Raw genomic sequence first — 13,581 nt, forward strand, 5'->3', positions numbered from 1 at the left:
TCACCATGCCCGGGCTGATCGACTCCCATTGCCATCTTGATCATTTTTCGGACGAGGAACTGCCCGCCCTGCTTGATGCTGCCCAAGAGGCGGGGCTGGGCGGCATGGTTACCATTGGCACACGCCTGTCCAATGCGGGGGAGCAGAAGCGCCTGACGCAGTTTGCCCGCCCGGATATGCGGATATGGTGCACAATTGGCACGCACCCCGACCATGTGGAAGAAGCCCCGGTACCGCAGGTGCAGGATATTGTAACACTGGCCGACACCCCCGAAGTGATTGGCATAGGGGAGACAGGGCTGGACTACTTCCATGGGCAGGAAGGAGTTCGTCCGCTCCAGCAGGAGAGCTTTCGCAGGCATATTCAGGCTGCCCGTGCGCTGGAGATCCCCGTTATCATCCACGCTCGGCAGGCTGATGCGGATGTGGCGGCCATTCTGGAGGATGAGAGCGCTCAGGGTGCTTTTCCCATCCTGCTTCACTGCTTTGCCTCTGGCCCCGAACTGGCCAGCCGGGTGGTGGCCCTTGGTGGGTATGTCAGTTTTTCCGGCATTGCGACCTTCCCCAAATGTGAGGAAGTCCGCAGTGTTGCGCGTGACCTGCCCATAGAGCGTATTCTGGTGGAAACAGATGCCCCTTATCTGGCCCCTGTGCCGCAGCGGGGTAAACGGAACCAGCCTGCATTTGTGGCGCATACAGCGCGCCGCATTGCGCAGGAGCGGGGGATGGATGTGGCTGCATTTGCCGAGCAGACAACGCAGAACTTCCACAGGTTGTTTCGTAAGGTGCGCTAAAGCGGGAGTAAGCCGGGTATGAAGGTCAGTGTGCTTGGGTGTGGTGGGTCATCTGGCGTGCCTGCACTCGGTGGGCCAGACGGGCATGGCCAGTGGGGCGCGTGCGACCCGGCTGAACCCCGCAACAGGCGTAGCCGTGCATCCATTTTTTTGCGGATGGAAGATGGATGCGGCGTTCTGGTCGATACCGGGCCAGACCTGCGCGCCCAGTTGCTTGCACATGGTATTAGCGCGTTCGAGAACGTAATCTACACCCATACCCATGCGGACCATGTTTCTGGTCTGGACGAGTTAAGGGGCATTAACCGCCAGATTGGCAAGGCCATTACCGCATACGGTACCGCAGAAGTGCTGGGGGAGTTGCAGGAGCGGTTTGCTTACGTTTTCAAACCCCACACAACGCCGTATTTTTTTCGGGCGGTGCTGGATGCCCAACCCATTCTGTGGGGAGAACAGGTCAATATTGGCGGATACGCCTTTACCCTGTTTGAACAGAACCACGGTTACGTCACGTCCACGGGACTACGGTGTGGGACGTTTGCCTATAGTACGGATGTGGTGGAACTGCCCGAACAGTCTGTCGCGTGTCTGCGTGGCGTCCGTACATGGATGGTGGACTGTTTTCAAAAAACACCACATGGCGCGCATGCCTGGCTCGACCGGGTGCTGGAATGGAAAGCCCTGATTCAGCCAGAGCGCGTTATTCTGACCCATATGGGAGCAGAAATGGATTGGGGCTGGATGCGTGAACACCTTCCCCCCGGGGTTGAAGCCGCATGGGACGGCATGAGCTTTGAACTCCCTCACCCTCCCCACGCGGGGTGAGGAGGGCAGGCTGTTTTACACAGGAGCGGTCTAGCGGCTCATCAGCACTGTAATGTCAGCGCTTTCCAGCACGTGGCGGGTAACACCACCCAGAATGAGCTGGCGCAGGCGGGAGTGTGAATAAGCTCCCATAGCCAGCATATCGGCATCAAACTCGCGGCAGGCTGCCAGCAGCCCTTTCCCGACATCACGCTCAACAGGCTGAAACTCAACGGCATCGGCCTTGATGCCGTGGGCTGCCAGATACTCCACCACGTCTTTTGCGCTGGGGCCACGGCGCTGGTAGTCCCCGCAGTGCAGCACCCGCACGGCTTCGGCCGTTTGTGCCCAGGCCAAGGCACCACGCAGGGCGGAGGAGGACTCAGCCGTGCCATTCCAGCCAATACAGACACGCTTGATCAGCCCGACCGGAGCGGTACGGGGGGCCATTACCACGGGGCGCCCGCTATCAAACAGAACGGCGTGTAGTGTTTCGGAAGAGGATACCTCATCACCGGAATCGGGGTGTGGCACCAGAGTGAAGTCCGACAGGCGAGCCTGCGCGGGAATGATCTCGCTTTCCGCACCACGGACCACGGTAAAGCTGATGCTTGGGGCATCATCGGGGTAGGCGCTGTGCAGGGGCACAACCTTTATGTCGGGGTTGGCGGCGGTGTAGCGCTCGAACAGTGTGTGCACGTCATGGGCATGGCGAGCACTTTCTTGGTCAGCCGAGCGCATCAGGTCTTCCACCATGGCGCCGGACATGCCCTCACCGGCCAGTGGAGCAATGTCCCGCCCATCGGGGCGTACGTGCAGGACGGCAAGGTGCGCGCCAAAGCGGCGGGCAAAATTGCCGCCACGTACCAGAGCGGCCTCGGCATTGGACGTGCTGGGGAGTGGAAGCAGAATTTTGCGGACGTCTTTCATTGTGTCGCTCCTTTAAATATCTGTGCGCGCGGCGCGCTGAAGGGTGCAAAGATTCGGCGTGATCGCTTATGGATATAACCGCGTTACGTCCCATCCGTTCCCGTGGTGTTCCCATATGGCCCGATCATGCAGGCGGTATGGGCGTTCCTGCCAGAATTCAAAATGCTGCGGGCTGACCCGGTAGCCCGACCAGTTCGTGGGGCGGGGAATGGGGCCGTTGCCAAATTCCTTTTCTGCGTTTTTCAGGCGCTGTTCAAAAATGTCACGGTCGGCCAGCGGGCGGGACTGGTCGGAGGCAATGGCCCCAAGCTGGGACATACGGCTCCGACTCGCAAAATAGGCGTCAGCTTCTTCGGGGGAGACCGGTGTTATGTTCCCTTCGATTCGGATCTGGCGGCGCAGGCTCTTCCAATGGAACAGCAGGGCCGCACAGGGGTTGGCCTCAAGCTCGCGCCCCTTGCGGCTGAACATGTTGGTGTAAAAGACAAAGCCCCTGTGGTCATGCCCTTTAAGCAGAACAATCCGTGCGGAGGGGCGGCCATCGGCTGTGGCCGTGGCGAGCACCATGGCATTGGGGTCACAGGGTTCTGATTTTTCGGCGTCTTGCATCCATGCGTCAAAGAGTGCGAACGGGTCTGCACTCAGGTCGATCAGGGGATGATCAACAAAGGGGACAGTGGGGGCGGCTGGGTCTGTTTCCGGCATGGTTCGGACTCTTGTCTAAATGTCATGGAAAGGGGCTGCGCGCGCTTTCCTGTGTGATTCCATACTCCTGCCGGATACGAGTTTAAAGCGTGTCCATGCGTGTTTGGGCTTGTTTCACGCGCCGGTGTATGCGACCACGCCTACAGAAAACCCAGAATTTTTTCCGAAACAAGTAGGTTGAGGTTCCCACATGTCTTCTCCCAACGCCGAGCTGCCCGCAAAAGGTACGCTGATGAAGGGCAAAAAAGGTCTGGTGATGGGTGTTGCCAATGACCGCTCTCTTGCATGGGGCATTGCATCCGCAGTGGCCGCACAGGGGGGCGAACTGGCATTTACCTATCAGGGCGAGGCGTTGGGCAAGCGCGTACAGCCTTTGGCAGAAAGTGTTGGTGCCAAGCTGGTCCTGCCATGCGACGTGACCGATGATGCCGCCATAGACGAAACATTTGCCACGATCGAACGTGAATGGGGCGAGCTTGACTTTGTTGTTCATGCCATTGGCTGGGCAGACAAGCAGTTCCTGCGCGGGCGCTATGTGGACACCCCCCGTGCCGCATTCCTGACCGCGCTGGATATTTCGTGCTACTCCTTCACGGCAGTTGCACGCCGCGCCGCAGGGCTGATGAAGAACGGCGGCTCGCTGCTGACGCTCAGCTACCTGGGGGCAGAGCGTGTTATGCCGCATTACAACGTTATGGGTGTGGCCAAGGCAGCGCTTGAGGCTTCCGTGCGTTACATGGCTGCGGATCTCGGGTCTGATGGTATTCGCGTGAATGCTGTTTCCGCCGGGCCGGTTAAAACGCTTGCCGCCAGCGGTATTGGGGACTTCCGGTATATTCTGAAGTGGAACCAGTACAACGCACCGCTCGAGCGTAATGTGATGCTTGAAGAAGTGGGCGGGGCAGGGCTTTATATGCTCTCTGACCTGTCCCGCGGTGTTACGGGTGAGGTGCACCATGTGGACTGTGGTTACAATATTGTAGGCATGAAAAACCCGACCGCTCCCGATATTTCTGTTGCTGGAGACTAAACACAGCCGTGTCCTACAATACTTTCGGGCATATGTTCCGGGTTACAACGTGGGGCGAAAGCCATGGCCCCGCGATTGGCTGTGTTATTGATGGTTGCCCACCACGCATTGCATTGAGCGAAGCTGATATTCAGCCTTTTCTCGACCGCAGGCGGCCCGGGCAGTCGGCTTTTACCACACAGCGGCAGGAGCCTGACCAGGTTCGCATTCTGTCCGGTGTGTTTGAAGGGCAGACAACGGGGACACCCATCTCCCTGATGATCGAAAACACGGACCAGCGTTCGCGCGATTATGGGGATATTGCCCAGACCTATCGCCCCGGCCACGCAGACCTTGTTTATGACCTGAAATACGGTATCCGCGATTATCGTGGTGGTGGCCGCTCTTCCGCGCGGGAGACTGCTTGCCGCGTTGCTGCAGGGGCTGTTGCCCGCAAGGTGCTGGGGGATGGTGTGCGTGTACGCGGGGCTTTGGTCCAGCTTGGCCCCAAGGATATTGACCGCACCCGCTGGGACTGGGCGGAGGTGGAGCGTAACCCCTTCTTTGCTCCCGACCCCGGAGTGGTGGAAGACTGGGCGGCCTATCTGGCAGCCATCCGCAAGGATGGCTCATCCATTGGTGCCGTGATCGAGATTGTGGCCGAAGGTGTGCCTGCCGGACTGGGTGCCCCCATTTACGGCAAGCTTGATGCGGATATTGCCGCAGCGTTCATGAGCATTAACGCCGTTAAAGGGGTGGAAATAGGCGATGGTTTTGCCTCTGCCTCCCTAACGGGGCCAGAAAACGCCGATGCCCTGTTCATGCGCAACGGCACGCTGGAATTTGGCTCCAACCATGCCGGGGGCGTGCTGGGGGGTATTTCCAGCGGTCAGCCCGTAGTGGCCCGCTTTGCCGTCAAACCCACCAGTTCCATGCTAACCCCCGTGCCCTCCATTACCAGAGATGGGGTGGAAACACAGGTTATTACCAAAGGACGGCATGACCCGTGCGTGGGTATTCGGGCTGTTCCCGTGGGGGAAGCTATGATGGCCTGCGTGCTTGCGGACCATCTGCTCCGCCATCGGGGGCAGGTAGGGGGCTAACGCCTCCTACCCGACCAGGGTGGCATCCAGCGTAATGGGTGCCCTGAAAAGCTTGGAAACAGGGCAGCCTTCCTTGGCTTTGTTGGCCAGCTCTGCAAACTGCTGCTGTGTTGCGTTGGGCACTTTGGCCTTGAGGGTCAGGGCGATGGACGTAATTTCAAAGCCCCCATCCTTTTTGCTCAGGCTGACATCTGCCTGAGTATCAATGCTGGTGGCAGTGAGCCCCGCATCCCCCAGAATGAGCGACAGGGCCATGGAAAAACAGGCCGCATGGGCAGCGCCCAGAAGTTCTTCAGGGTTTGTGCCGGGTTGCCCTTCAAAGCGGGTATTAAAACCGTAAGGCTGCTGGTTTAGCGCACCACTCTGGGTGGAAACGGTGCCCTTACCGGTTTTGATTGCACCTTCCCAATGGGCGCTGCCATGTTTGATAATGCTGCTCATATGCGCTGTATCCGTCTTTATGTTCGCCTGAGTGGTGGTGCAGGCATCGTATTGCACGAACGCCGGGGCGGTAGATAAAGTTCATGCATGGCTGCCTGCTCTCGCAGAGATGAAAAGGCGTTTTGGGCGGAATGTGCCTATACTGCATTTAACAATATGGCTGTGAACGCTCTGTAAAGCCTTGCAAGCAGGGAGGAGTAGGGGCATTCCGGCTTATTATCTTTGGCCCCGTTTCCATGCGCAGACGCGGCGGCGGGCGAGGCTGATAACGCGGAGACCATAATGAGTTCCACCACGACCGATACCGCTTCTTCTGTTGATGTTGTCCTGATCGGCGGCGGCGTCATGAGCGCTACGCTTGGGACATTGCTGCGTCAGCTCCAGCCGGAATGGAGCATCAGCGTTTTTGAGCGTCTGGGCAGCGTTGCGGAAGAAAGCTCCAACGCGTGGAATAATGCAGGGACCGGCCATTCCGCTCTGTGCGAACTGAATTACACCCCGCAGGGGGCCGATGGCACGGTGGATATTTCCAAGGCCGTGGGGGTAAACGAACAGTTCCAGATTTCCCGCCAGTTCTGGTCCTATCTGGTAGAACGCCAGATTATTGTTTCCGCCAAAAACTTTTTAACGCCCGTCCCGCATATGAGCTTTGTGTGGGGGGAGGATAACGTAGCCTTCCTGCGCAAGCGCTACGAGGCACTTTCCCAGCATCCGCTGTTCTCCGGTATGGAATACACGGAAGATACGGCCCAGATCACACAGTGGGCACCGCTGATCATGCGGGACCGCCCTGCCGGGCAGAAGCTGGCTCTGACCCGTAGCCTCAAGGGGACGGATGTCAACTTTGGCGCATTGACCCGCCTGCTGTTTACCTACCTTGCCAGCACCCCGGCCTGCACGCTGCATACGCAGCACGAAGTAAGCGACATTACTCGCAATGGCAGTGATGGCTGGCGGCTGAAAATACGTGACCTGCGACAAAATACCCAGCGTGAGGTCAATGCCCGCTTTGTCTTTATCGGCAGTGGCGGGGGAGCCCTTTCCCTGCTGCAAAAAACAGGCATACCCGAAGCGCGTGGCATTGGTGGTTTTCCGGTCAGTGGGCAGTTCCTGCGCTGCACCAACCCGGACCTGATTGCCCAGCACCACGCCAAGATTTATGGCAAGGCATCGGTCGGCGCCCCACCCATGTCCGTGCCGCACCTTGATACGCGCATGATTGACGGCAATCCGGCGCTGCTATTTGGCCCGTATGCTGGCTTTTCCACACGCTTTTTGAAGCAGGGCTCCCTTATGGATCTGCCGCTCTCGGTGCGGGCGGATAATATTGGCCCCATGCTGGCCGTTGCGCGGGATAACTGGGCCCTGACCAAATACCTGATCGAGCAGGTCATGCAGACACAGGGCGCGCGGATTAAAGCCTTGCAGGACTTTATTCCCAACGCGCAGGCCAAGGACTGGGAACTGGTTGTTGCAGGCCAGCGGGTGCAGATTATCAAAAAAGATGCTGCCAAAGGCGGTGTTCTGCAATTTGGTACGGAAGTCATTGCCAGCGAGGACGGCTCCGTTGCCGCATTGCTGGGGGCATCTCCGGGCGCATCCACTGCGGCCCCGATCATGCTGAATGTTCTGCAAAAATGCTTCCCCACCAAAATGCCGGAATGGACGGATAAGCTGCGCGAGATCATCCCCTCATTCGGACAGAAACTCTCCCGGCATCCCGACATGTGTGAGGAAATTTTTGATAAGACAACGCAGGTGCTTGGCCTGACCCAGTAAACTGCGCCCATCCCCCGCATGCTGTTTATGTGGGGGATGGCAAGCTTAAAAGCTGCGGTGTTAGTCGGCTATGCTCATATCCGCCCGGTTCCACCAGTTCTGCTGTAAGCTGGTGTGGGGGATAAAGTCAGCCGGGTTGCCTGCAAAGCTGACTGTGTTGGTGGGTGTTTCCTCAATACTGAGTTCCGAGCAGCGTAAAACGCCTCCTTCGGCCAGCAGGAAGGCGTTGATCTTGGCCATGAGCAGGCAAACCATCAACTCGGTGGTCGGGTCTCCGGGGGTTACCACAATACGTGCAGCCCGTGCGGGTTCATGTCTTTTAAACCACGCCAGAAGCGGGTCGTCCCCGGCAAGCTGGAGCGCGTGGTCCAGCCGTTCATCCACAAAGCGGTGCCAGGTCTGCTTGGCTTTTTGAAAAGAGACAGGCATGTTCCCGCGCCCATCCAACCGGGCGGGGTTGGTGGGTTCAAGCCTTACGGTGACAAATTCGTTGTGCCCATGGGGCAGGGCGCAGCTTTCGCTGGCACCGTGAATAAGGCGGTGCCCCATGGAAAAACGGCGTGTAAAAACAAGGTCAGGCATGTTGGTCTTCTGCTATGTAAGCGTCCCATCCCGCGCGGCGGAGCTGGCAGGCGGGGCAGGTACCACAGCCATACCCCCATGCGTGGCGCACGGTACGGTCCCCCATGTAGCAGGTATGGCTCTCATGGTTGATGAGCGTCACCAGAGGTTCCCCGCCCAGTTCGTCTGCTAACGTCCAGGTTTCGGCCTTGTCCAGCCACATCAGGGGGGTGTGCAGGACGTAACGGCTGTCCATACCCAGATTAAGGGCAACTTGGAGGGCCTTTATGGTGTCATCGCGGCAGTCGGGGTAGCCGGAATAATCGGTTTCGCACACACCGGTTACAATGTGGCGCATGCTCCTGCGGGCTGCGAGAGCCGCAGAAAACGTTAAAAAGATCAGGTTACGGCCGGGCACAAATGTATTGGGCAGGCCGTTCTGGGTCATGGCAATTTCGGCATCGCGTGTGAGCGCCGTATCGGAAATATCATTTAGGGCATGCAGGGGGAGCGTATGGTCTGGCCCCAGGCGCTCCTTCCATTGCGGGTTCAGGGCTGCAAGGCCTTCGCGTATGCTCTGGCGGCATTCCAGTTCAATGGCGTGGCGCTGGCCGTAATCAAAGCCCACGGTTTCCACATGTTTGAAGCGCGCCAGAGCCCATGCCAGACAGGTTGCGGAATCCTGCCCGCCGGAAAAAAGCACAAGGGCGGATTCGGTCTGTTCCTTGGAGGACAGGGGCATGATCAGGGTATTCCCGTCAGCTTGTGGGTTTGCAGGGATAATGCCCATCTGGGGTTTTGCAGGCAGTAGGCAATAGCGGCCTGCGTATTGGCTGCCTGCTCCGGGCCATCCATGGGCTGGAGCCAGAAATTGGCAAAATCCAACCCAGTCAGATCCGCCGGGTCAAGCCCGGGCTGGGGGTAAACCAGCTTGAGTTCGGCCCCGCTGGTTTGCACAAGTGGCGCGCCCGCCTTGGGGCTGATGCACAGCCAGTCGATCCCTTCAGGGGCCAGTACGGTGCCGTTACTTTCCACCGCAATTGCAAAGCCTTTGTCGTGCATGGCGGCAATAAGAGGGGCGTCAAGCTGGAGCAGCGGTTCTCCCCCGGTAAATACCACAAGGGGGCGCCCGGGAGAGGCGGATGCAGGCCAGAACCCGGCAATGCGTGCGGCCAGTTCTGCTGCATTGTGGAACCGGCCGCCCCCGGTTCCATTGGTGCCAATAAAGTCCGTATCGCAAAACTGGCAAACGGCCTGAGCCCGGTCTTCTTCCCGGCCGGACCACAGGTTGCAGCCAGTAAAGCGGCAGAACACGGCCACGCGCCCTGCCTGCCCGCCTTCACCTTGCAGGGTAAGAAAGATTTCCTTGACCGAGTAAACCATTTGTAAAGTCTTACAGGCCAATCCCGATCGTATGCATGCCCAAGCTGTCCAGCAGGGCACGGTCACGCTGTGCCTGCGGGTTGGGGGTGGTCAGCAGCCGTTCGCCATAGAAAATGGAGTTGGCACCGGCGAGAAAACACAGGGTCTGTGTTTCATCATTCATGTTCTCACGCCCCGCGGCAAGGCGTACGCGGCTTTTGGGCATGGTAATGCGGGCTGCCGCAATCATACGCACAAAGTCCAGAGGCCGGACTTCATCTGCCTTGGCAAGCGGTGTGCCTTCCACGCGGACCAGCAGGTTGATGGGTACGCTCTCGGGGTGGGCGGGCATGTTGGCAAGTGCGGCAATCAGGCCCGCGCGGTCCGTCTCGTTCTCGCCCATGCCGACAATGCCGCCACAGCAGACATTGATCCCTGCATCGCGCACATTGGAGAGAGTATCCAGCCGTTCCTGATAAGTGCGGGTGGTGATGATCTGGCCATAATATTCGGGCGAGGTGTCGATATTATGGTTGTAAAAATCCAGACCTGCCTGCTTGAGCCGCTGGGCTTGGGAATCATCAAGCATTCCAAGCGTTACGCAGGTTTCCATCCCCAGTTCTTTGACGCCTTCAATCATGGCGCAGACTGTTTCCATGTCCCGTTCTTTGGGAGTTCGCCATGCTGCACCCATGCAAAAGCGGCTGGCCCCTGCGGCCTTGGCTTTTTTTGCTTCGGCCAGCACGTTTTCAATGGCCATAAGCTTTTCAGCTTTTACGCCATCTTCGTGCAGGGCGCTCTGGGGGCAATAGGCGCAATCTTCCGGGCAGCCACCTGTCTTGATCGACAGAAGGGTGGAGATCTGTATCTCAGTCGGATCAAATGTCGCGCGGTGTATGGCTTGTGCCTGAAACATCAGTTCCGGGAACGGGAGGTCAAGCAGCGCCTGCACTTCGGCAACGCTCCAGTCATGGCGGATGTCCATTGCTGGAGTGGCAGGGCGGGAAAAGGAGGGCGAACCATCAGGCATGGAATGTGAACCGAACCAGATATGCTAGAGGGAAGTGGAATGCAGCATATCGTGTTTGTACCGTCAAAGCCAGTTTTTAGCAGAGGGGCAAAAGGTGCCTGTATGCGCGCCCCATCTTCACACTTCACAACAGGCGCAAAGTGCTTCCATAGTGGCGCCAAGTTCGTTTGAAGACAAAACCCAAGGGTGAACAAGATGACAAAAAAGAACTCGGTTGTAGGGCTGGTGCTGGCCGTGGGTGCGCTGGGAACGCTGGGTGCGTGTGAACAACACTACCCGCAGGAGCGCTCGGGCCGTGGGGTCGGGCTTTTGCGCATGCCTAACCCGGCCTCTGTTTACTGCGTGAAAAAAGGCGGTGAACTGAAGATGGAAATGACCGACAAAGGGCAGGTCGGTTACTGCCACCTGCCAGATGGCCGCGTGATTGAGGAATGGGTTCTGTTCCGGCAGGATAATCCGCGTCAGGGTAACTGATTAAGGTTTAAGGCAGATGTCCCGCCCCCCGTTCCCCCCGTTTGATGCCATAAGTGCTGCATCCAAGGCCCGCATGGCCGAGGATGCATGGAACTCTCAGGTGCCGGAAAAAGTGGCTCTGGCTTACACACCGCAGAGCATATGGCGTAACCGGACCGACTTTGTGCATGGCCGGGCAGAAATTATTGCTTTTCTAGCCCGTAAATGGACGGAGGAACTGGATTACAGGCTGATCAAGGAGGTCTGGGCCTTCAAGGATAACCGTATTGCCGTGCGCTTTGCCTATGAATGGCATAACGCGGCGGGGCAGTGGTTTCGGTCTTATGGCAATGAGAACTGGGAGTTTGATGCCGCTGGGCTGATGCAGAACCGGCATGCCTCTATTAACGATCTGGCCATTGCCAGTGCGGACCGTCTGTTCCTCTGGCCCAAGGGGCGCAGGCCGGACGGGCATCCCGGCCTGAGCGAACTGGGGCTGTAGGCCGTAAGGCGCTGCAAAGGCTTTGGTCAGGCTTATGCTCCAAACAGAAGCCTGACCAGAATCAGACTGGCCCCGACCAGCCCGAGCAGAGAAAAAAATACGCTCAGAGCTAGTGGCCTGCCCGCGTGCAGTACAGACCGTAACTCCACGCTCAGGCCCAGTGCTGCCATGGCCATGGTGGTCAGGCAGGTGGCGGTAGTGCTCAGGGGTGTGAGTGCTGCATCTGGCACCAGATTGCACGAGCGGGCGGTCATCATGGCGGCAAAGCCGGCAATATACCAAGGTACCAGCCGGGGAATGGAGGCGCCATGCGTGGTGGCCTGCCGGGTCTGGCTTGGTTTTGCACAAAACACAGCGAGGGCAAGGCAGACCGGCCCCAGCATGAGCACACGCATAAGCTTGACCAGTGTGCCAACATGGAGTGCCGTCTGGCCAAAAGGCGCTGCTGCAGCAACAACCTGTGGCACAGCGTAAACGGTTAACCCAGCCAGAACACCCTGTGCATTGGGGTTGCCCAGCAAGGCTGGTGCCAGCAACGGCAGGCCCAATACCACCACCAGCCCGCCTGCGGCGGTAAAGGCAATGGTGGTGCCTATATCCTCCTCCTTTGCGCCAATAACGGGGGCTGCGGCCATTATGGCGGAGTTTCCACAAATGGCGTTACCGCAGGCAACCAGCAGGAGCTGATGCGTGGGCAACCCCATTGCGCGGCCAATGAGCAGTGTAAAAACCACGCTGAATAAGACAATCCCCATCACCCCCAAAAGCAGCGCGGGACCGGCGGAAAAAACGGTATGCAGGCTGAAGGATGCGCCCAGACAGACAATAGCTACGTTTAGTAGCGGTCTGGCGCATAGTCTGATCCCCCCGGTCCATATGGGGCCGGGCGTTTTGATCGCTCTGATCAACACCCCGAGCAGGAGGGCCAGATTAAGGCTTTCCAGCCAGGCCTTGCCCAGTAGGTGCGTTTCCGCTCCTTCAAGGACTATGGCCAGTCCCGATACCAGCAGGCAAAGCAGAACTCCCGGCCCAGACATGCGTAAAAAACTAATAGCCTTGAGGGGGCGCATACAGGCGGGAGTGGGGTGTGCTGTCATGGTGTTTTTCCTTCAGTCCACCAGAACTTAGGAAAAACCCAATCCATCAATCCAACTCATAGTTTTTGTTATTCTGATCGTAAATAATGATTAGTTATGTTAAGCAATACGGCATGACACTGGAGCAACTCCGTATTTTTGTGGCGGTAGCCGAGCGGGAGCACGTTACGGCCGCCAGCCGTGCCCTGCATGTGACGCAGTCAGCCGTATCCGCCGCCATCGCCGCATTGGAAGAGCGCCATGGTGTCAAGCTGTTCCACCGGGTGGGGCGTGGAATAGCGCTGACAGAAGCCGGGCGCCTGTTTCTGCCCGAAGCCCGTGCGGTTCTGGCCCGCGCTACTATGGCGCAAACCGTGCTGGAGGAGGTGGGCGGGCTTAAACGGGGCAAACTGCGCCTTGTCGCCAGCCAGACCATTGCTGCTTACTGGTTGCCGCCCATTCTGGTTACATTCCGTCGGCTTTACCCCGATATTGAGGTGGAACTGGCAATCAGTAACACTCTGGACGCCGCAGCCCGTGTGCGGGATGGAGACGCGGAGCTTGGAGTTGTTGAAGGTCTGGTGGACGACCCCGCTCTGGCGCAATGGCCAATAGGGGAAGACCACCTGACAATTATTCAGGCTGATGCGGAGCTTCCCCACAAAATCAGTCGGGACTGGCTTTGCGCCGCGCAGTGGGTCATGCGGGAGGAGGGGTCTGGCACCCGCGCGGCATTGGAGGACTACCTCGCACAGTTCGGGGTTGCGCCGCAGGATATGACCATAAGCCTCGTTCTTCCCTCGAACGAAGCAGTCCGTACAGCCATAGAAGCCGGGGCAGGGATAGGGGCGTTGTCCTCGCTGGTTGTCGCTCCTGCGTTGCTGGCGGGCACGCTCCATGCTGTGCCGCAGGACGTGAAACCCCGCTCATTTTACGGTCTGCGGCATAAGGAGCGTTACCGGAGCCGTGCTGCAGATGCTTTGCTGGACCTTATCAAGCAGCAACACGCAACGGAATGACTGCTGTAGGCAG

The 13,581-nt window shown here is 58.4% G+C and carries 16 protein-coding genes; 8 read left to right on the forward strand and 8 right to left on the reverse strand.

Features of this window, described 5'->3' with window-relative positions; all coding sequences use genetic code 11:
• The first annotated feature begins 5 nt into the window (after window positions 1-5).
• Both HK20_RS04640 and HK20_RS04645 read left to right on the forward strand, forming a co-directional pair.
• A complete protein-coding gene (locus tag HK20_RS04640) occupies window positions 6-794 on the forward strand; it encodes a TatD family hydrolase (protein ID WP_086646058.1) in 789 nt (262 codons plus the stop codon).
• 18 nt (window positions 795-812) lie between these two features.
• Window positions 813-1,619: an MBL fold metallo-hydrolase gene (locus HK20_RS04645; protein WP_086645915.1), complete on the forward strand. Its 807-nt coding sequence runs from the start codon at window positions 813-815 to the stop codon at window positions 1,617-1,619.
• A 30-nt stretch (window positions 1,620-1,649) separates the two neighbouring features.
• On the opposite strand, the gene HK20_RS04650 is transcribed toward HK20_RS04645, so the two are convergent.
• On the reverse strand, window positions 1,650-2,528 hold the full coding sequence (locus HK20_RS04650) for a universal stress protein (RefSeq protein WP_086645916.1): 879 nt from the start codon (window positions 2,526-2,528) through the stop codon (window positions 1,650-1,652).
• Window positions 2,529-2,594: 66 nt separating this feature from the next.
• A complete protein-coding gene (pdxH, locus tag HK20_RS04655) occupies window positions 2,595-3,233 on the reverse strand; it encodes a pyridoxamine 5'-phosphate oxidase (protein ID WP_086645917.1) in 639 nt (212 codons plus the stop codon).
• Window positions 3,234-3,423: 190 nt separating this feature from the next.
• Here pdxH and fabI point away from each other — a divergent pair, with 190 nt between their 5' ends.
• Together fabI and aroC are read left to right on the forward strand one after the other, a co-directional pair.
• Window positions 3,424-4,263 (forward strand): enoyl-ACP reductase FabI, encoded by an 840-nt coding sequence (gene fabI, locus HK20_RS04660; RefSeq protein ID WP_086645918.1) that lies wholly within the window; start codon window positions 3,424-3,426, stop codon window positions 4,261-4,263.
• Window positions 4,264-4,271: 8 nt separating this feature from the next.
• Window positions 4,272-5,345, forward strand: coding sequence for a chorismate synthase (gene aroC / locus HK20_RS04665; RefSeq protein ID WP_086645919.1), 1,074 nt, complete (start codon window positions 4,272-4,274; stop codon window positions 5,343-5,345).
• Between the two features lie 6 nt (window positions 5,346-5,351).
• Here the strand turns inward: aroC and HK20_RS04670 are convergent, their stop codons facing one another.
• Entirely contained in the window at window positions 5,352-5,786 is a 435-nt protein-coding gene (locus HK20_RS04670) for an OsmC family protein (protein ID WP_086645920.1), read from the reverse strand.
• A 279-nt stretch (window positions 5,787-6,065) separates the two neighbouring features.
• On the opposite strand from HK20_RS04670, the gene HK20_RS04675 reads away from it, so the two are divergent.
• A complete protein-coding gene (locus HK20_RS04675) occupies window positions 6,066-7,565 on the forward strand; it encodes a malate:quinone oxidoreductase (protein WP_255375215.1) in 1,500 nt (499 codons plus the stop codon).
• A gap of 60 nt (window positions 7,566-7,625) precedes the next feature.
• On the opposite strand, the gene HK20_RS04680 is transcribed toward HK20_RS04675, so the two are convergent.
• The 4 genes from HK20_RS04680 to bioB are packed head-to-tail and all read right to left on the reverse strand — an operon-like array spanning window position 7,626 to window position 10,518.
• On the reverse strand, window positions 7,626-8,147 hold the full coding sequence (locus HK20_RS04680; RefSeq protein ID WP_086645921.1) for a 6-carboxytetrahydropterin synthase: 522 nt from the start codon (window positions 8,145-8,147) through the stop codon (window positions 7,626-7,628).
• The gene (queC, locus tag HK20_RS04685; RefSeq protein WP_086645922.1) at window positions 8,140-8,868 is read right to left on the reverse strand and encodes a 7-cyano-7-deazaguanine synthase QueC; all 729 of its coding nucleotides are present in this window, start codon (window positions 8,866-8,868) and stop codon (window positions 8,140-8,142) included. The genes HK20_RS04680 and queC overlap by 8 nt, the downstream gene beginning before the upstream one ends.
• Window positions 8,869-8,870: 2 nt before the next feature.
• Window positions 8,871-9,509 carry a 7-carboxy-7-deazaguanine synthase gene (gene queE, locus HK20_RS04690; protein ID WP_086645923.1) on the reverse strand — a complete coding sequence of 213 codons (639 nt, stop codon included), beginning with the start codon at window positions 9,507-9,509 and terminating at the stop codon, window positions 8,871-8,873.
• Window positions 9,510-9,519: 10 nt separating this feature from the next.
• The gene (bioB, locus tag HK20_RS04695) at window positions 9,520-10,518 is read right to left on the reverse strand and encodes a biotin synthase BioB (protein WP_086645924.1); all 999 of its coding nucleotides are present in this window, start codon (window positions 10,516-10,518) and stop codon (window positions 9,520-9,522) included.
• Window positions 10,519-10,713: 195 nt separating this feature from the next.
• On the opposite strand from bioB, the gene HK20_RS04700 reads away from it, so the two are divergent.
• Window positions 10,714-10,992, forward strand: coding sequence for a DUF333 domain-containing protein (locus HK20_RS04700; protein ID WP_086645925.1), 279 nt, complete (start codon window positions 10,714-10,716; stop codon window positions 10,990-10,992).
• A gap of 16 nt (window positions 10,993-11,008) precedes the next feature.
• Window positions 11,009-11,473 carry a nuclear transport factor 2 family protein gene (locus HK20_RS04705; protein WP_086645926.1) on the forward strand — a complete coding sequence of 155 codons (465 nt, stop codon included), beginning with the start codon at window positions 11,009-11,011 and terminating at the stop codon, window positions 11,471-11,473.
• A 32-nt stretch (window positions 11,474-11,505) separates the two neighbouring features.
• On the opposite strand, the gene HK20_RS04710 is transcribed toward HK20_RS04705, so the two are convergent.
• Window positions 11,506-12,570, reverse strand: coding sequence for a YeiH family protein (locus HK20_RS04710; protein WP_086645927.1), 1,065 nt, complete (start codon window positions 12,568-12,570; stop codon window positions 11,506-11,508).
• A gap of 113 nt (window positions 12,571-12,683) precedes the next feature.
• Here HK20_RS04710 and HK20_RS04715 point away from each other — a divergent pair, with 113 nt between their 5' ends.
• A complete protein-coding gene (locus HK20_RS04715) occupies window positions 12,684-13,568 on the forward strand; it encodes a LysR family transcriptional regulator (protein WP_086646060.1) in 885 nt (294 codons plus the stop codon).
• Window positions 13,569-13,581: the final 13 nt, after the last annotated feature.

Origin of the sequence: Acetobacter sp. DsW_54 (assembly GCF_002153575.1) — a bacterium.
In the GTDB taxonomy this organism is placed as follows: Bacteria; Pseudomonadota; Alphaproteobacteria; order Acetobacterales; family Acetobacteraceae; genus Acetobacter; species Acetobacter fabarum.